We start from the raw sequence: 18,825 nt of genomic DNA on the forward strand, positions 1-18,825 counted from the left end.
AATGAATCTATTAAGAAAAATAAACTGGTTGTTTGCAGCAATGCTTTGTATAGTATTGGTGTCAAGTTGTTCAGATGACGATGTCGTTTCTGGCAATGGAACATCAGGATACCTCAAGTTACGTCTGACTTCTTCAAAGGCCGTAACTAGAGCTACTACATTAGATTATATGTCTGATGCTAAAAAGGTAGAGGTATCTATGTTGTACAATGATATGTATGTAACACAATCCTTGAATCTGAGTTCTGTGGCTGATGCCGCAGATCTCGGACTGGAATCTGAGAATTTGGAACTGCGTTCAGGTGAATACCGTATCATGAGTTACACTCTTTTGAGTGCAGTGAAACCGGGTATGGAGAAACCTGAGAAGTTGGCTACTATTTATCCGGATGAATCACTAACCTTTCAGATTACGAGTGGACATCTTACAGAGCTTGATGTGAAAGTAAAAGCAACTGTACGTGGACGTGTTTACTTCGATCTTTTGAAAGATTTGTCCAACTATGATGAAGAAATGGATAAAGCTAATAGTGGTAAGACTCGTGCTGCATTAGAAACTGATCCTAAAAATTTTAGTTATGCAAATGTAGAAGAAGTGGATCTTTACTATCGTAAGAAAGGTACAAGTGAATATGCAACTCCGCATGCTTTTAAAGTTTATGAAACAAGCAATGAAAAGTACCTGCATACTGACACTGTAAGTTGGGAATCCGGAGAGTATGAAATAACTCGTTACATGATGTACGATAAAGATCGTAGAAGTATTTTGTTGGCAGGTGATTTGAAAAATACCTATGTGACGGTTACTACTGGAGATTATACAGAAGGAAGCGTTGACGTCAAATTCCCTGAGAATATGTATGCCATCAAAGACTATATTGCCCTCTACACTATTTGGGTAAATATGGATGGAGTTAACTGGAGCTATGCCGGTGAATCTTTTCCGACAGGAGCCAACTGGCGTTTTGCCGAGCGTCCAATTGATGAATGGGGAAACCAGCCGGGTGTGGAATTAGATACCTATGGTCGTGTGAAAACATTGGAGCTTGGCGCGTTTAATCCGAAGGGGGCAATACCTGATGCTTTGGGTGATTTGACAGAATTGGTTTCTTTATCATTAGGTACTCATAATGATTTAGCTTCTGTTGAAAACTTCGACGGGGATGAGGTTAGCTATAGTTTAAATCCTATTGATCTGTATCGTAAAGGTATTGATTATCGTGCTCGTCGTATAGAAATAGCTAAAGAGAGATTAAGTATTTTGCATCCTTCACCGGCAGATAATGGTAAATTATATGCTTCGAAGAAAGTTACACCTTTAAAATATGCAACTTCCAGTACCTATGATTTTCCTCAAGGTTCTATCTCCAATCGCATAACAAAGATTCCGGCTTCAATCCGCAACTTAACGAAGCTAAACTATTTGTTTGTAGCGAATGGCTTGATTGGATTAAATGATGATGATCTTCCTGTAGAATTGGCAGAGTTACCTGACTTAACCGATGTGGAGTTTTATAATTGTAAGTTTAAGAAATTCCCTACTGCATTGGAAAAAATGAAAAAGGTCGTTTCATTGAACTTTAGTTGTAATTCAACTATGAAACCGGCAGAATTATTGAGAGGATTAAATGCATTCATAACTAGCTGTAAGGATGAGCTACAGATTTTGTATGTATCTTCTTGTGGATTGGAAGAATTTCCTATAGCATTGACTGAAGCAACTAAAATTGGTTTACTAGATCTTTCATCTAACAAATTGAGAAAGTTGCCGGGAACAGATCGTAAGTTAGCACCGGTACAGGCATTTTTTGATCATAATAAGATTATAGAGATTGCAGATGATTTCTGTGAGACAGATGATATTGAAAAATTTACAGCATCAAACAATATGCTGAAGGTGTTTCCAAATTTGTTTAAAGATGGAAAAGATAGCAAATATCAAGCTACAAGCGTAGACTTTTCAGATAATCATATAGAGCGTTTTGCCGATGGATTCAATGGTATCAATGTTGAAACATTGACACTTACTAAGAATGATTTTGGTAAGGCCAATAAAGATGAGAAAGGAAAAGGATATTTCCCGGGAGCATTGAAAGGTTCAGGAATCAGCTATTTATTAATCAATAACTGTGAATTAGATACACTGCCTCCTTGTTCTTTCGAAGAATTGGAAGTATTGGAAGCGTTAGATTTATCAGGAAATAATCTTAGAAATCTGCCAACTGAATTTAACTCCAAAAATTTGGTTTTTGTATCCGGGTTGAATCTATCTTTCAATAGATTCAAAGACTTCCCAATGAAAGCAATGGAGTTACCTATGCTGAATAAATTATATCTGACAGATCAATGGGATATTGATAAGGCAGGTAGGGAATCTCGTCCTTTAAAGGAGTGGCCGTCCGCTTTATCTTCTTATCCGGCCTATGCGACTTTAAGACTTCTAGATGTATCAGACAATGATATTCATAAAATTCCAGAATCAAATTTTCCAACTTTGTTGGCTGAGTTTAATATAACTGACAATAATAATATTGATGTAACTATTCCATCTGAAGTTTGTTCGAAAATATCTTCTGGTATATATAGATTGGCATATGATTCGAATCAGTATATTTTTGGATGTCCGATTCTTGATTTGGATATGAATAAATAATGGAGGAACAGAATTTATGAATTATTTATTTAAACATATGAGAACAATGTGTTGGGCAATAGTTGCCCTGACATTATTATCGTTAGCTTCTTGTAGAGATGATGACGATGATGCAGTAAACAGCTTTTCTGTTGATCAGACAGAAATGCAGTTTTCAAATAATGGTGGAACCATTGAGCTAAAGGTTGCTACCGGACAGACATGGACTGCTGAAGCTGAAGACGATTGGTGTATGGTTAGCCCGGCTACCGGAGTAGGAAGTGGCGTGTGTGTGATAAAGGCAGATTCTTCTTATTTATATAAGGAACGCACTGGTCGAGTTATCTTCTATTCTGATAAAGGAGACTTAGCAGAAGTGTTGATAAAACAATATGGATACGAACCTACTATTGATTTTACAGAAGCAGAAGTGACAGTGCCGTCTTATGCTGCTCCTGAAAAAGCTTATGTAGATGTTGAAGCTATCGCCAATGTTCCTTTTGAAGTTGTAATTCCGGAAGAAGCAAAGGCATGGTTGACTCTTGATGGTGGTTCTACATATACTCCGTCAACAACAATTCCTCGTAAGCAGAAATTCCGTTTTAAATTTAAAACTTATACGGATTTTGATGCTGACCGTATTGCTGAAGTACAGTTCAACCAGAAGTCGGCTTCTACACGTGCTTCCGGAGAAACATCTATGTTGAACAAAATCGTGAAAATTACTCAGGAAAAGGCTCCGGTAATCATACCCTCACGTGAAGGTGACTCATTGGCAGTTTTAGCTATCACGCGAGTTATCAATGGAGGTATGGGTTTTTCAACAAGCCGCCCGATTACTCACTGGGATAATATTGTTGTAGAAGAACGTACTTATGATTATAAAAATCCTATAACGGGAGTCACGATAAAAGATTCTACAGAACTTCGTGTTGTTGGTTTCCGCTTGTCAATGATTGATACAGATGAGTCAATTCCGTATCAGATTAAATACCTGACAGAACTTGAAACATTTGCTGCTATTGCCAATTCGAATGCATATAGAAAGAAAATTGCACTTGGAGCTGAAATTACAACACTAACCAAGTTGAAAAGTATTTCCCTTATGGGATATGGAATTCAGACTTTGCCTGCAGAAATGGCTAATATGCAGAGTCTCGAAGAATTGGATTTGAACGGTAATACAATTTTGAGCTTGGAATCGATTAAAGATGTTCTTTTAGGATTGAAGGACAAACTTAAATATTTGGATATAGGTGGTAACAGAGTTAGTGGTTCTGTCATGAATCTGAGTACGGACATTCCAAGAGATGAGAAATTGGAAACAATTGGTTTAGGAGGAGATTTGACAAAATATGATTGGCTATTCCGTGATATGAAAGCATTGGAAGAACTTCATATGTCATATAATTACTTTTATGGTAGTATTCCTGATTTGGATGATGTTAAAGATGGGATTCTTCCTAATATGAAATATCTAACATTGAACCTGAATCGCTTGACAGGCAAAGTGCCTAATTGGATACTGTATCATAAGTATTTGGCTTGTTGGAATCCGTTCTTGTTATTGTTTAATCAGGAAGGTTATGATAATAAAGGAGCTTTAGCTGGGTTTACTAATGCCCCCACTAAATTTTCTGAATTCCCGGCTGAATATAACCGTACTTGTCCGGAGGATGAAGAAGCTGCTGCTGTTGCGGTTAAACTACCTCCATTGACTCAAGAGGATCTCAATACAGTACCTTTGCACGGTAATTGGAGATATTATAGAATGCTTAATAAAAACTGGTATTTGAATTGGAAATGAAAATGACAAAGTATATGAAGTGGACACTTCTATTCTGTTTCATGATCTGCGCAGCTCTGTTTACAGGCTGCTCAGATGATGATGAAGTTGCAACCTTAGCCGAAGGACAAGGAGAAGTGACTTTTAAGTTTGTGCGCAATAAGGTTTTTACCATATCTACATTAGAAGACATGGCACGACTGAAAGTGACGCTGGAAAAAGATGGTAACAAAATTGATTTGAAAACGGTTGATCTAACTGGTAATGAAGACGAACTGACTTCTGAAATCCTTGCTTTAGAAGAAGGTACATATAAAGTTGTGAAATATATTGCTTATAACAATAAGGGAACACAAATTCAGGAAGCTTATGTGGATGATGAAAACATTGTCACTATTAAGCATGGAGAAATGGCAACTTTTTATTTCCCTATTTCTATTCGTTTTGTTTATGTTAATAATCAATTGCGTAATCAATTGTTTGGGCTTTGTGAGCAAGTGCTTGGTACTGATTCTACTAAATGGCCTAAAACATGGCGTGTGGAGAATGAAGACTTGTTGACTTGGGAAAATCTGGAATTCGTGGTAGATGATTATGGAAATATATCTTATTTGGCGAATATTATATTTGATAATAAGACATTTCCAGGAATGAAAAAATTGCCAGAACTTATCAGTTCATTCTCTACTTTGGAAGGTATTCAAATTATGGATATTCCGGAGTTTGAAGAATTACCTGACAATTTGGATAAGTCTACGCTTTATGCTATTCAGATAATGAATACCGGATTCAAAGCTTTTCCGAAGAACTTTGAGAAGATGAAGAATCTACGTTCACTTACTATTGTGAATAGCCAATTGGATGAGCTTCCTGCTCGCTTGGGTGAACTTCCGGAGCTTTGTGACTTGGAAATTAGTGGAAATAAAATATCTGAATTTCCTGCTGCACTTGCGGAGAAATTGCAAAAGGTGGTTTCACTTCGAATGAATGATACTAAACTATCCACGCTGCCTTCTACTATTTTCAGTATGAAGATGGTGTCTACTTTTGATTTCCGTAATAATCCCGGCCTGAATTCCTTACCGGAAAGTCGCGGTGAAGGTGTTCGCATGGGAGGGTTGCTTTTAGACAATTGCGGCTTTACATCCATTCCCAAAATAGCACAAGGAAGATTGCGTACACTTACGTTAGCTAATAATAAGATTACTTCTGTTTCGGCGAATGAATTGAATGCGTTATCAAGTGCATTGGATATATTGATTTTAGATGGAAATGAAATAAAATCTTTTCCGAAGATGAAATCCTCTTCATTGATGGAGTTAGGCTTGAATAACTGTGGATTGACAGTGATTCCGGATTTATCAGAGTTGCCTGAACTTTGTGTGCTTTCACTAAGTGACAACCATATTATTGAAGTGAAAGATGAAACTTTTGCTAAATGTACTAAATTTGCTATATTGGATCTCTCTAATAATGCAGAGTTGAGAACTTTCTCGGATAATGCCGGATTTACACTGGTCGATCAAACGGTCAATTATAGAAGTAAAAAAACTGTTGGTGGAAAGATTGTTGAGTATGGTGAAGAACATTTGCAGAATGCAGCAAAGCCTTTTTATTTGAACTGTGTAAATGTGGATAACTGCCCGAACTTGGTTTGGGAAGTACCGGAAACCTGGTGTTGTATCAAGAATTTCCATGTATCAAATAAGGAAGATTTGGAACTGCCTGTTAGAAATGTAATTGTCTATAATCGTGGCTCGAATGGAGTGACTCGCAAAGAGTGTCCTGTATGTAAAGTGGATGATCAGATAAGAGTGTATACGTTTCCAAAGACTTTGGAGGAAATTATCGCAGGGCTTAAAGAGAACCAAGATAAATAATTTGCATGAGATTATTGAATAAGTTATTATTTATTCTTCCTCTCCTAAGTGTCATCACTTCTTGTGGTGACACTGAACCGGAGACTCCGGAAATTATTCCTCCGGAGCTTCCGGTTACTTCATTTTGGGAAAGGCAATCGCATCTGGCAATGATGGGATGGAAAGGAAATGTGAATACTGTGAAAGAATCATCTTATTTGGTATCTTTAGAAGTGTGGAATAAAGATGAGGAAGCAATCTCTTCTATTGAATGGAAATTTGACGCTAATGGCCATCTGACATATTATAATCCTACTGGAATCGAACCGGTAACGTATATCCGTGACGTATGGCAAACGGTAGCTTGCTATTCTTATGAATATGATGAATCTGGAAAAATGGTGAAAGCTATTGTGAATGATTTTAGCGGAGAACCTGTAATATATACATTGGCTTATGGAAAGCATGAATCTTATGTGCCTCTGATATTTCCTTTGGGAGCTTATGAATTCTTTTTAGTAAAAGGTTTGGAAAGCATCTCTAGTGAAGATGGGAGTATTTCTTATTCTTTTGATGGTAATACTGCTTCATATATTTCAGAATCTTGGAGTGGTACGTCAACTACTACTTTTGAGTATACTGCCGAAAGTCTGTATCCGGTTCAGAAAACTGTTACACAGGAAAGAGGTGGAGTAATCACTAATACAGAAGTGATATCTTATGTTTATAATGATGACGGCAGTTTGGCATCAACGGATAAAATAGTGAAAGAAGGAGAAAATGAAGTAGAGCGTACAGTGATACGTTTTATATCATCATCCTTGTTGCTTGCTTCCCGACTGACTGATGCAGGGGGACAATTGGACTGGACTTATAAATATAATGAAAACAACTGGTGGACGGAGGTTTCTTATAAGGAAGATTTGGGTGAAGAGATAGAAGCTAAGGAAACAAGCACTTATACTCAAAAGGATGCTATTGGTAATTGGACGGAAGCCATGCAACAGCAAAATAGTCAGGTGAATTGGTCTCATTTTGACTCTTCAGTCAGAGTAAACCGCATCATAAGTTATTATTGACTACATTTTTCCGAAGTGATAATGATAGAAACTTTACCCGCTACATTCTGTTGGCGGGTATTTTCTTTTAATCGGATACAGAATGTCCGGTTTTTATCTTTATCAGCAGAACGTATGATTTGAATTTCTCCTTTTTGATTTGGTTGTAAAATATTGGGGACTAATGTAGCGGATAGACAAGGGATGCTGGATTCTATTGATACATGAAGAGAGCCGTTCCCGCTATTGACTACCATAATGCTTTGCTGTTGAATATCACCACGCATTTGTTTTAACTTCATGCCAGTGGTTCGCAACTGTAAATCTCCCATTACATAAGGATAAGATTTGTCTTTTCGAATAGCTCCTGGTGTCACAGTACCTTTCACGGACAAGTGTACTTTATTTTCTTGACCGGAGAAGCTTACTAAAATTGTACGATTGAAAACCCCAGGTCGTCCCTGTGGATTGTAGATAATGCTAATCTCTCCACTTTCTCCTGGTAGAATAGCCTTTTTAGTATATTGGGGAACAGCACAACCACATGTACTTTGCACATGCGCTATGGCTATAGCGTCAGTCTGATGATTGGTGAACTTGAATGTACAAACTTTAGGATTACTATCTTCTGAAAAAGTACCTAAATCGTTAATTAATTTATCAAATACTATTTTATTTTGTGCCTTAGATTGAGCTGATAGGATACAAAATGCGCCTATGATAAATAATATAATTGAAATACGTTTGCTTCTCATACTTTTTTCCTTATTATAATGTGACAAAAGTAATGCTTTTTATGAAACTTTTTCTCATAAACTATTGGTTTATTCCGAAGAACTCTTTATCTTTGCATTGGATTTATAATTGTAATGAATACAAGCTTGGAAAGAAAGGGGCAAATGATGAAACCGTACGAAAGATTATTAGAACATAATATAAAACCTTCGATGCAGCGTATTGCTATTATGCAATATTTGATGGAGCATCCTATCCATCCGTCGGCTGACGATATTTATACTGCATTATCTCCTTCGATGCCTACGCTTTCAAAGACTACAGTTTACAATACTTTGAAACTGTTTTCTGAGCAGGGAGCAGCCCAGATGCTTACGATTGATGAGAAGAATACTAATTTTGATGCGGATACTTCCATTCATTCCCATTTTCTTTGTAAACGTTGCGGACACATTTATGACTTGCAATGTCCGGAAGCGGTGAAAAGGGTAGAGAGTCTGGAGATGGACGGACATCAGGTATCGGAAGTGCATTATTATTATAAAGGTATATGTAAGAATTGCTTAAGAAAAGATAAAGAAATACGTATTGACTAATTAATTTAAAATTGAGAAGAAAATGAAAAAATTTAGATGTACTGTTTGCGGTTACGTTTATGAAGGTGACGCAGCTCCTGAGAAATGTCCTTTGTGTAAAGCTCCTGCCAGCAAGTTCGTAGAAGTTGTTGAAGTAGAAGGTGGTGCATTGACTTTTGCTGACGAGCACGTTATCGGTGTTGCAAAAGGTTGCGACGAAGAAATGATTAAAGACCTGAACAACCACTTCATGGGCGAATGTACTGAGGTTGGTATGTATCTGGCTATGAGCCGTCAGGCAGACCGTGAAGGTTATCCTGAAGTAGCTGAAGCTTTCAAACGTTATGCTTGGGAAGAAGCTGAACATGCTGCTAAATTTGCTGAATTGCTGGGTGACTGTGTTTGGGATACTAAAACAAACCTGCAGAAACGTAAAGATGCTGAACAAGGTGCATGCGAAGACAAGAAACGTATCGCAACTCGTGCTAAAGCTTTGAACTTGGATGCTATCCATGACACTGTACACGAAATGTGCAAGGACGAAGCTCGTCACGGTAAAGGTTTTGAAGGTCTGTACAACCGTTATTTCGGCGATAAATAATCAAACCTCATAATAACTCTTAAAAGGTCTGTATTCGAAAATGAATGCAGACCTTTTTTGTCTATATTTGCTCATCAACTTTTAATACTATAGTTATGAGAAGAGTACAACTATTGTTAGTTTGTCTAGTGCTTTCGGCAGCTACTTTTGCTGCTGATAAAGTGATTAAGTTGCCACAGCCTAATTTGAACCGTACAGGTACGGTAATGAAAGCGTTGTCCGAACGTCATTCAACCAGAGAATTTGCTTCAAAAGCCCTGAACCTGGCTGACTTGTCTGATTTGTTATGGGCTGCTAATGGAATCAATCGGAAAGATTCGGGTAAACGAACAGCTCCGTCGGCTTTGAACAAGCAGGATGTGGATGTATATGTAGTGTTGCCGGAAGGCAGTTACCTGTATGATGCAAAGAATCACCAGTTGAATCTGGTGGCTGAAGGAGATTACCGGGGCGCAGTGGCTGGTGGACAGGCTTTTGTGAAATCGGCTCCGGTTGCTTTAGTACTGATTAGCGACCTTTCTCGTTTTGGAGATGCAAAGAATGCACATACCCAATTGATGGGGGCTATGGATGCGGGAATCGTTTCACAGAATATTTCAATTTTCTGTTCTGCAGTTAATTTAGCTACGGTGCCACGTGCTTCGATGGATAATGCTCAGTTGAAGAAAGTGTTGAAGTTGAAAGACACTCAGATTCCTATGATGAACCATCCTGTAGGATATTTTAAATAGAGATTCGTTAGGATTTAAAGAATATTTCAAAATAATAGAAATGTACCCCAATCGTTTCTTATAGACTTTTGAGGTACATTTCTTTTTCATGTAATTCCTATTAATCAGGAATTTCCAGTTTAGTATCCGAAGACTGTTAATTCACGAATTGCTGCGGGGGGACATGCATTTCCATAACCTTCCGGGATGACTAATTTTAAATAACGGGATGTGGTCGATTTGACATAGTAACGAAATGTTTCTCTGATAAACTCATCATTGAAATCTGAAGCTCCAATTTTTTCCCAACTGTTGTTATCGTTGCTGGCATAAAATTCCACCCATTTGATATTATTGGCTCGGCTGGCTTCTCCACGGTTAATCAGGTCAATTTGGGTAATTGTGACTTGTTTTTTCATATCAATGGTAATCTCGTAAGGAGGTTCACACCAACCAGCTTCGGATTTAGTTTTACAATGCCAAAAAGTCGCTTCATTATCATCAATGAGATTTTCTACCGGATTAGCTGCAGCAGCAGAATTGCAAGCAATAATTTCCCAATCTGACTTATTTATTTTCTGTCCCTCTTTAACTATACGGAACAATGTATTGCTCTCTTTATCTATAACTAATGAGTTATTGGGAATACCATTTTGTGTGGCTTCAATACTTCCAATAGCCACAGGTAATATGTAATTGCCGGGAAGCAGATTATCTTTGAGCAGATAGGAAGCTGTTGTTTCATTAGTACCTTCCGGTAAAGAAATTTTTTCTGGAGCAGTATACGAATCACTGGGCAGTAAGGTGAAATTAACCTTATTACTTGAATTATATGATTCGATCAGCGACAGGTTGTGAGTTAAGTTGCATTCAATATCCCATTTATTTGTAAAAGGTACACTGATATGAACATCCATCTGAGAAGTCTGCAAAGGATCAATATTGAATACTCCTGAGTTTGTTATTTGTACAATGGGTTCTGATACCTGAAATGCTAATAATGAAGCACACCTTTCAGAGTTGATTTTCAGGTTGTTAGAAACCAGCCGGAGCGGAAGGATATATTGAATTTGGTCATAACCGGATAATTCAACTATCTTTTCTGGGTGATAGGTTATGTAACCGCACATTTCATTTTTATCAATTAAGAAATCAATATTAGTCAATTCATAACAGTTTTCCGGTAACATTTGATAGTTAGTCCTGTCTTCTCTGTTCAGAGAATCCAGTAAATCAGGATCTATTACGAATTGTACTTTTCCGGACATATCGTTTAATCCGCCTCGTTGTACCCAAAGTTCTGCCTGATAACTTTCTCCTATATTGAATGATTTTTGTATATTTAGTGTGTTGATAGCGACAGATACCAGGCTCTCTGCTTTATCCGCGATTTCAAAGTTTTCATCGCAACTTACTATCAACATCAAAAAAACGATAACTGTCGGTATAGAATGTATTTTCTTCATCTTTTTTTGAATTTAAGTCATGAAACATAATAATGATTTACCATCCTGGATTTTGAACGAGTTGCTCGCTCTTTTTCATTTCATTGTCGGGGATAGGATACAAGTACATTTTACGTCTGAAGACGATTGGACTGGCTTCTACTTCTTCGTAGAATTTATCTTCTGCTGCATTCATATTCATGCCATGAACATATCCAAACTGGCGTCCTTCTCCATCTTGATCTGCTATCATCCAACGACGAACATCGAAATAGCGTTGTCCTTCCGTTGCTAATTCAATACGTCTTTCACGTTGAATTGCGAGCCTTTGTAACTCTTGGTTTCCTGTAATGGCAGGGTTAAGTTCTTCAATGTCTGTCAAACCGGCACGTCGGCGTACTTCATTTAAATAGGTCAGTACACGTTTGTCCGTAGGAGCGACCTCATTGATGGCTTCTGCATACAACAAGTAGAGATCCGCGAGACGGAAAATGATAGAAGGACGGAACTTGTTCTGAACTCCCGGAGATTTCATACTGACTTCCCTATTAAATCTTTTATATAACATATAGCCGGTATGGGTATAAATGGTACCACTTAATTCATTAGGACTTCCTTTATGAAATTGGGTTACGTTGTTTGTCACATGCCATCTTCTGTTCTGGAAAAATACTGTATTATAAAAACGTGCTTCCCGATTGAGGAATCGGTTGCTGACATTATTGGCTACCTGAATTTCTTTACTTCCGGCTTTGACCGTTTCAGTGTATTTGTCAAATCCATCGGTTGTATACAATGGAGATTGTGGCAGATAACTTGTCGGCTGTACCGGAAGGCCATCCTTCATATAAAAGTCGTCTACAAGTTCTTGAGTGACGCCAATGCAACCCATTCCGTTTTGTTCACTTCTCGGAGTACATCTGCGATCGAACATGTCATTTGTCATTCCACCCCATGATGTTGCTGCTGTAGCCCATATGATTTCTCTGTTATATGTTTGGAAAAGATCGTATATGTCTTGTGAAGGATTACCTGTATTCAGTAATTCATAGTTGTTTTCTTCTTCAGCGAACTTCATGAAGTCTTCCAAGGCAGCAACTGCCTTATTCCATTTATTGGGATCTTTGTCAGGGAAAAGTCTTGTTCCATCCAAATTGGTAATGGAGAGTGCTTCTTTGTATTCACCATTGAATAACTTACTGGCTGCATATACCCACATTTTGGCTCTTACGGCCAAAGCTACACCTTTGGTTGGCCATGCATTATGCTGGTCGTCCTCATGCAGGGCTTTTTGTGGTAACTCGTGGGATACTGCTGTTAATTCCTCGTCTAAATAGCTGATTACTTCGTCTATAGTATTGCGCGGTAAATCCAGATTGTCCTCTCTTTCAAGAATTGCATCCTTTATTAAAGGGATGGCCCCGTATTGTTCGAAAAGCAAATAATGATAATATGCTCTCATGAATCTCACATTTGCTCTCATTTCTGCAAGTTCTTCTTCTGTCAGGACATCGACATGAGTTCCGTTTGCAGCTATGGGTTTGGCATATGTCAGAAATATGTTAGCTTGCCTGATTTCTTTATAACACATATCCCAACGATGAAAACTCATATTGGATGCGTTTTTATCTGTTTTGTTGTAAAGTTTTGCATCTCCATATCCAACAGTTAATTCATCGCACATACCTGCCCAGGGATTTTTAAATCCTGTGATATTTCCGGCAGCTGCGGTAATCCCGGAATAATCAGGAATAGAGGTGAATATGTTGGCATACCATCTTCGGGTATAAGCTACATTGTCGAAAACTTCATCTAATGAGCGAAGATTTCCGGCTAACTCATCAGATACATTCAGATAATCGCAAGAATAAATACTGCACAATGCAAAAACAGCTATTAGTGCTTTCTTATATAGTTTCTTTATTGTTTTCATATTTTATAGATTTAATTAGAATGTAAAGTCTACTCCTAAGGTGAAAGTGCGATTTTTAGGATATACGTTTCCTCCATTTGCATTTCCTGCTTCCGGATCAAAATACTTAAGGTCGTCCCATAAAGCAAGGTTGTATCCCATTACATAGATTCTGGCTGCCTGAACATTGAATTTCTTCAAGAATTGTTTGGGTAGCTGATAACCGAATTCCATGTTTTTTAATCGTAGGAAACCTCCATTACGAAGCCACCATGTACTTGCCACTTGGTTATTGGCATTGTTGGCATTGTCTTTATGCAAGCGTGGCATTAATACATTTTGGCTCGGGTTACTCTCAGTCCAACGGTCTAAAGCAAAAGTACGATAACTGGATTGGTCGACACCCCATGCAAACGGATACCAGCCTTCCGGAGTATTTCCCCCCAATAAGACAGAACAGTTTCCGGTACCTTGGAAGAATACGCTGGCATAAAAACCTTTATATTCTATATTTAATCCAAATCCGTAGATGATTTCCGGTACAGTGGGATGTCCTACTCCTACCACCTTGTCATAGGAGTCAATTACTCCGTCACCATTTACATCCTTATATTTAATATCACCGGGGCCAAGTAATCCGCCTAAAGTACTTTGGGGCAATTCAGGACGTAAAGTATAGTTTTCAATACCATTGCTGTTTTTGTTGATGATAAAATCATCCTTTGTGTATAAGCGTTCGGCTATATAAAGGTTATTTTCGTTAATTCGTTTGCCTGTCCGTTCCATCCATGGATATTTCTGGGGTAACTCATCATATTCCTTTATTTTATTCCTGGCGAATGTGAATGTCCCCCTTGCACTGAGTTTTACCTTGCCTATTTGATGGTGTGCGTTCAATGACATATCTATACCATGGTTGGATACGACTCCATAATTGGCATATTGGTTTACACGAAAGCCACTTAATGTTGGTGTAGTTTTTCTTTGCATCAGAATGTTACTTCTTTCGGTACGGAAATAGTCGAATACAATGTCTATTTTATTGTTGAAAAGTCCTAAATCGAAACCATAGTTTTGTTTCTTCTCAATTTCCCAACCAATATCTAACGTTTCCGGAAATCCTTCGATAATACCTTGTCCCAAGGAGTTTGTACCTCCGTTACTCCCTATTCCTTGTGACCATGAACCTGCATTCATAGAATAAGTGGGGCGATAAATAAAACGGTCGCTAGTTGTATCATTGCCTGTTTTACCGACAGAGGCCCTTAATTTGATTTTATTTACATAATTCTTTAAAACTCTAGGATAAAAAGGCTCATTTGATAAATAATAAGCCAGTCCTACAGCCGGGAAGAAGCCGAAACGATGATTTTTGGCAAATGCTTCTGAACCTGTATAACCGAAATTTCCTTCAAGAAAATAACGTCCGTCAAAAGAATAGCTTACACGTCCTACCAAACCTTGTTTACGATAGGGGAGAGGTTGGGTTTTGAGTTGTGTCTCCTTTTGCATATATAACAGCATACCACTTACATCGTGCTTCTCTGCAAAAGTACGTTTGTAGTTGATGGCTGCATCAATGTATATTCTTTTTTGCGCTTCAATTCCATTGTCCTTCAAATCACTCAAATCCGGTGTTCCTGATACGACCTGGATAAATGTTAAGTTGCCGTTCTCATCTCTGCCGGTTGCATGATAACGGGAAGGGTTATATGAGCGTATGGATTTGAATGTTGCATCAAAATCATAGCTGACATTCACTTTGGCACTAAGTCCCTTGGTGATGAAATCTAGTTTCTGTCTGATACCTACTTTGGACTGAATACCTGTTCTCCATTGACGGGTGTATCCTGAATTCATCAATTGATTGTAGGGGTTTCTCATATTTACCCCTCGTTCTTGTTCATAAGTGGCTACTGTTCCGTCACTATATACTGCAGGAAAACAATAAGGAGGAGTAATTAACATAGAACGGAAGATAGTGGAGGAGGATTCGCCCGGATAGTTTGCTATCAGGTATTGTCCTGCTAGGTCGATAGATACCAGTGTTGTAGAAGTGACATCCATATCAATATTTGAACGTAGATTGAAACGGTCCAGACCAATATTAGTGTCATATTTTTCAGTCGGATTACCTTTGTATATACCACTTTCTGTATAATAAGCGCCAGATACGAAATATCTGGATCGTGCCGAACCACCACGCACATTCAATGTGTACCGGTGATTATGTGTATTCTTTCTAAGCAGTTCACCGATCCAGTCTGTGTCCGGATAAAGGTCTCGGTCTGTGCTGGTACGATACTTTTCTATTGTTTCAGCACTGAATAAATCGGGTTCCCCATCATTATTTAAAGCTTCGTTATATAGGCTTAAATAGTCAGCAGAACCTACAAACTCAGGTAAACGTTGTGGGCTTGAAATGGAGTGCTCTGTCTTAAATGTAATTTTAGGCTTTTCGTCCTTACCACGTTTGGTGGTTACTAATATAACTCCATTTGCACCTTCGGCACCATAAATGGCAGTTGCGGCAGCATCTTTTAATACGGAGAATGTCTCGATTTCATCCGGTTCAATATCGGTAATTTTACGAGGAACGCCATCTACTAAAACTAAAGGAGCAGAGGCAGAACTGTTGGAAGCGAATGTGCTGATACCGCGAATCCAAAATTCTGCGTCATCGTATCCCGGTTCACCGGAACGTTGTACAGCGATCAGACCGGATACCTGACCTGCCAGATTGTTAGTTAGATTTCGGGTGGGGGCAGCTATTTCGGAAGGTTTGACCGAACTCATGGATACTACTACACTCTCTTTCTTTTGTTGGCCGTAACCGACAACGACTACTTCGTCCAGTGCTTTGGTATCTTCACGTAGACGGATGTTGATGTTGCGGCGTCCGTTAATCTTGATTTCTTCTGTAGCATAACCTATGAAAGAAACTATAAGAATATCATTCTTGTCAGGAACACTTATAGAGTATCGTCCATCCATATCAGAGATTCCTCCTAATGTTGTTCCTTTGACTTTAACAGAAACACCAACCATGGATTCTCCTTGTGCGTCGGTTATTACACCTGTAACTGTCAGCTTGTTACTTTGCTGTTGGCTGACTGGTTGCTCTCCTTTGTGGAAAATAGTAATTTGTCGGTCATTTATACTATAAGTATTATCTGTATTGGCAAATAGCTGATCCATAATAGCACTTACTTGTTGGTTTTTCACATCAATATTCACTTTTCGATTCGTATCAATGATTCGATCCATGTAGAAGATAATGTATTCACTATTTTTTTCAATCTCCTGAAAGACTTGTTTCACTGTCTTTTGTGAGATCTTCATTGTAAATAATGTATTTTGTGAATACGAACTTGTTGCCATACAATGACCAATTCCTATCAGTAAAAAAGTGAAAAAGAACTTCATAATTAGCAATAATTGTTTTTCTTCAGTCTTTTTTAGACTGAATAACTCGTGTTTTTCCATACTTTTATAACGAATTAGATTATTAATATTTAACCGTGTGAGTAATTTAATTTAAGGTCGGGTGATATGTGGGTATTATCCGGCCTTAACATTTTCTAAAGAGTCATATTTTCATAGGCTTTCAATTTATTTAGATTTGACATGAATATAGATTTCTCCGTTTGATTTTGTTATTTGAGCCGGGACGGTTTGAATAAGCGTACGCAATACATCGTCTAGTTCTTCTTTTAAATCTAATTTACCACTACAAGTGATTTGGGTAAGACACTTGTCGACAATGATTGTTTTACCATAATATTTATTGAGCTTCTTGGTAATAACTTTCAGACTTTCTTGCTTAAACTGATAAAATCCATCTTTCCAAGCTATATATTCTTGTACATCTACAGGGTGTACGCTAATACCTTTCTGATCATTATATGCAAGCAGGTTGTTGGGTGTCAGAGTTTTGATTTCGTTATTATTGGTCTTTACTTCTACTTTTCCAGTGACAAGTACTACTGTTTGCGTATTCTCATTTTCGTATGCACAAACGTTGAATGTAGTACCTAATACTCGTATGTCTATCTTATTCGTTTTTACAATGAATGGTCGGTTCTCGTCATGATATACATCCAAAAAAGCTTCGCCTTCCACATAAATTTCCCGTTTGTTTTCCATAAATTCAATTGGATAAACAACTCGTGAACTGGCGCTTAACCAAATGCGTGTGCCGTCAGAGAAGGTAATTGACGAACGTTTTCCCGCAGGTACTATTAACTGGTTGTAGATTTTCTTTTTTTTCTTGTTTTCTGCTTCTTGGCTAATTGTCTGCGAATTGACATTTAATTTTCCCTGTTGGTTATAATGCAGATTACTTTCTTTACCTTGTATAGCTATCTGTTTTTCTTCGGATAGAATCAACAGAGTTTGGTCGGTAGAGATACTGGGTTTCTTCACTGCTACTATATCGGAAAATTCCATACATTGGCTTTTTTGATAAGTATTTTGCAGATACCATCCACCTGCTAGAAAGATAATAATGCAAGCTGCAGCCAAAGTACGGTACAGGACAAGTCTTTTTCTTTTGTTCTGTATTTCCTGACGATTCTGTTCGGATATGCATTGCCAAAGGGCATCCACTTTTTGTTGAGGAAGATAGGGTTTAGGAATATGCTGAAGCATCTGCAGGAAGTCACGTGCAATGGCTATTTCTTTCCCTAATTGCTTGTTTTCCCGGGCTAGTTTATCCCAAAACAGGATACTTTCCGGAGTCGGATGCTGTTCCGATTCTAAAAAATAAGCATCATTGAGTAATGAGTTTGCTTTATAATTACTATAGTCTATTTTTGAATCCATTTTATGCGTTGTTTTATATAAGGACAACTCAAAAAATGGATTCTACTCACTGAACTTATGTTTTTTTTAAGAAAATCTCTTTTTTATATTTACCTGAAGAAAGTTGCTAGAAGGCTTATCCATGCGATGCATTCTGATGTTCCGAAAGTGTCTCTTACTTTTTGCAGTGAACGTTGGAGTAGATTGTAAGCCGACTGATAATTTAGATCCATAATCTGACAAATTTCGTCGTACTCCATTTCTTCTATAAAACGATAATATATAATCTCTCGTTGCCTGGGAGTTAGTACATGGAGTATCCTTTTTATCTCATTGATTTGCTCGCGGTGCTCTTCTTCATTAAAAAAGTCGTTTTCGGCTATATGCTGTTCTTCTATAGAATGAAAATTGAAAACATAGTCTTCTTCCAACCGCTCTTTATTAAATACGTTATAGATACTGTTTTTAAGAGATATCATTAGATATATCTTTACGTTTTTGGGAATACTTAGTTTGTCTTTATTCTTGTATATTCTCACAAAAACGTCTTGTATGCAATCTTTCACTACTTCTGTGTTAGGAGTGATTTGTAGACCATATTGATATAGTAATTGGATATGGCTTGTGTAAAGCCAACTATAAGCTTCATTATTGCCTTCGAGAAAAAGTTTCCATTTAATATAACTTTCGTCTTGGATTTGCATGGATA

General features: G+C 37.8%; 13 protein-coding genes. 7 read left to right on the forward strand and 6 right to left on the reverse strand.

The window, feature by feature from the left end:
• Nucleotide 1: 1 nt before the first annotated feature.
• Genes ACGHVY_RS04325 through ACGHVY_RS04340 form a run of 4 tightly spaced genes read left to right on the forward strand, consistent with a single transcriptional unit; the run spans nt 2 to nt 7,356 of the window.
• On the forward strand, nt 2–2,653 hold the full coding sequence (locus tag ACGHVY_RS04325; RefSeq protein WP_390597378.1) for a DUF4458 domain-containing protein: 2,652 nt from the start codon (nt 2–4) through the stop codon (nt 2,651–2,653).
• A gap of 37 nt (nt 2,654–2,690) precedes the next feature.
• Nucleotides 2,691–4,439: a BACON domain-containing protein gene (locus tag ACGHVY_RS04330; RefSeq protein ID WP_390597380.1), complete on the forward strand. Its 1,749-nt coding sequence runs from the start codon at nt 2,691–2,693 to the stop codon at nt 4,437–4,439.
• The gene (locus ACGHVY_RS04335) at nt 4,436–6,298 is read left to right on the forward strand and encodes a leucine-rich repeat domain-containing protein (RefSeq protein ID WP_390599646.1); all 1,863 of its coding nucleotides are present in this window, start codon (nt 4,436–4,438) and stop codon (nt 6,296–6,298) included. The genes ACGHVY_RS04330 and ACGHVY_RS04335 overlap by 4 nt, the downstream gene beginning before the upstream one ends.
• Before the next feature lie 5 nt (nt 6,299–6,303).
• Entirely contained in the window at nt 6,304–7,356 is a 1,053-nt protein-coding gene (locus tag ACGHVY_RS04340; RefSeq protein ID WP_390597382.1) for a hypothetical protein, read from the forward strand.
• On the opposite strand, the gene ACGHVY_RS04345 is transcribed toward ACGHVY_RS04340, so the two are convergent.
• Nucleotides 7,350–8,090: a DUF1573 domain-containing protein gene (locus tag ACGHVY_RS04345; RefSeq protein WP_390597384.1), complete on the reverse strand. Its 741-nt coding sequence runs from the start codon at nt 8,088–8,090 to the stop codon at nt 7,350–7,352. The genes ACGHVY_RS04340 and ACGHVY_RS04345 overlap by 7 nt on opposite strands.
• A gap of 147 nt (nt 8,091–8,237) precedes the next feature.
• Between ACGHVY_RS04345 and ACGHVY_RS04350 the strand changes: the two genes are divergently transcribed.
• The 3 genes from ACGHVY_RS04350 (at nt 8,238) to ACGHVY_RS04360 (ending at nt 9,977) form a co-directional block, all read left to right on the forward strand.
• Complete coding sequence (locus ACGHVY_RS04350; RefSeq protein WP_308746713.1) at nt 8,238–8,666, forward strand: transcriptional repressor; 429 nt, start codon at nt 8,238–8,240, stop codon at nt 8,664–8,666.
• Between the two features lie 22 nt (nt 8,667–8,688).
• On the forward strand, nt 8,689–9,246 hold the full coding sequence (locus ACGHVY_RS04355; protein ID WP_005677773.1) for an NADH peroxidase: 558 nt from the start codon (nt 8,689–8,691) through the stop codon (nt 9,244–9,246).
• A gap of 95 nt (nt 9,247–9,341) precedes the next feature.
• Nucleotides 9,342–9,977 carry a SagB/ThcOx family dehydrogenase gene (locus ACGHVY_RS04360; protein WP_308746729.1) on the forward strand — a complete coding sequence of 212 codons (636 nt, stop codon included), beginning with the start codon at nt 9,342–9,344 and terminating at the stop codon, nt 9,975–9,977.
• 119 nt (nt 9,978–10,096) lie between these two features.
• Here the strand turns inward: ACGHVY_RS04360 and ACGHVY_RS04365 are convergent, their stop codons facing one another.
• The 5 genes from ACGHVY_RS04365 to ACGHVY_RS04385 all read right to left on the reverse strand — a co-directional run bounded on the left by ACGHVY_RS04365 (nt 10,097) and on the right by ACGHVY_RS04385 (nt 18,820).
• The gene (locus ACGHVY_RS04365) at nt 10,097–11,422 is read right to left on the reverse strand and encodes a BT_3987 domain-containing protein (RefSeq protein WP_390597386.1); all 1,326 of its coding nucleotides are present in this window, start codon (nt 11,420–11,422) and stop codon (nt 10,097–10,099) included.
• A 37-nt stretch (nt 11,423–11,459) separates the two neighbouring features.
• On the reverse strand, nt 11,460–13,334 hold the full coding sequence (locus ACGHVY_RS04370; protein ID WP_390597388.1) for a RagB/SusD family nutrient uptake outer membrane protein: 1,875 nt from the start codon (nt 13,332–13,334) through the stop codon (nt 11,460–11,462).
• 15 nt (nt 13,335–13,349) lie between these two features.
• Complete coding sequence (locus ACGHVY_RS04375; protein WP_390597390.1) at nt 13,350–16,799, reverse strand: TonB-dependent receptor; 3,450 nt, start codon at nt 16,797–16,799, stop codon at nt 13,350–13,352.
• Nucleotides 16,800–16,925: 126 nt separating this feature from the next.
• Nucleotides 16,926–18,137 carry a FecR family protein gene (locus tag ACGHVY_RS04380; protein ID WP_390597392.1) on the reverse strand — a complete coding sequence of 404 codons (1,212 nt, stop codon included), beginning with the start codon at nt 18,135–18,137 and terminating at the stop codon, nt 16,926–16,928.
• Nucleotides 18,138–18,226: 89 nt separating this feature from the next.
• On the reverse strand, nt 18,227–18,820 hold the full coding sequence (locus ACGHVY_RS04385; RefSeq protein ID WP_390597394.1) for an RNA polymerase sigma factor: 594 nt from the start codon (nt 18,818–18,820) through the stop codon (nt 18,227–18,229).
• Nucleotides 18,821–18,825: the final 5 nt, after the last annotated feature.

Source organism: Bacteroides sp. f07 (genome assembly GCF_042854785.1).
In the GTDB taxonomy this organism is placed as follows: Bacteria; Bacteroidota; Bacteroidia; order Bacteroidales; family Bacteroidaceae; genus Bacteroides.

Excerpts from the sequence above, each read along its gene's own strand:
- ACGHVY_RS04375 (WP_390597390.1), bottom strand. The coding sequence starts at position 16,799 with ATGGAAAAACACGAGTTATTCAGTCTAAAAAAGACTGAAGAAAAACAA.
- ACGHVY_RS04330 (WP_390597380.1), top strand. The coding sequence starts at position 2,691 with ATGAGAACAATGTGTTGGGCAATAGTTGCCCTGACATTATTATCGTTA.
- ACGHVY_RS04380 (WP_390597392.1), bottom strand. The coding sequence starts at position 18,137 with ATGGATTCAAAAATAGACTATAGTAATTATAAAGCAAACTCATTACTC.
- ACGHVY_RS04370 (WP_390597388.1), bottom strand. The coding sequence starts at position 13,334 with ATGAAAACAATAAAGAAACTATATAAGAAAGCACTAATAGCTGTTTTT.
- ACGHVY_RS04385 (WP_390597394.1), bottom strand. The coding sequence starts at position 18,820 with ATGCAAATCCAAGACGAAAGTTATATTAAATGGAAACTTTTTCTCGAA.
- ACGHVY_RS04345 (WP_390597384.1), bottom strand. The coding sequence starts at position 8,090 with ATGAGAAGCAAACGTATTTCAATTATATTATTTATCATAGGCGCATTT.
- ACGHVY_RS04360 (WP_308746729.1), top strand. The coding sequence starts at position 9,342 with ATGAGAAGAGTACAACTATTGTTAGTTTGTCTAGTGCTTTCGGCAGCT.
- ACGHVY_RS04365 (WP_390597386.1), bottom strand. The coding sequence starts at position 11,422 with ATGAAGAAAATACATTCTATACCGACAGTTATCGTTTTTTTGATGTTG.
- ACGHVY_RS04355 (WP_005677773.1), top strand. The coding sequence starts at position 8,689 with ATGAAAAAATTTAGATGTACTGTTTGCGGTTACGTTTATGAAGGTGAC.
- ACGHVY_RS04340 (WP_390597382.1), top strand. The coding sequence starts at position 6,304 with ATGAGATTATTGAATAAGTTATTATTTATTCTTCCTCTCCTAAGTGTC.
- ACGHVY_RS04335 (WP_390599646.1), top strand. The coding sequence starts at position 4,436 with ATGAAAATGACAAAGTATATGAAGTGGACACTTCTATTCTGTTTCATG.
- ACGHVY_RS04350 (WP_308746713.1), top strand. The coding sequence starts at position 8,238 with ATGAAACCGTACGAAAGATTATTAGAACATAATATAAAACCTTCGATG.
- ACGHVY_RS04325 (WP_390597378.1), top strand. The coding sequence starts at position 2 with ATGAATCTATTAAGAAAAATAAACTGGTTGTTTGCAGCAATGCTTTGT.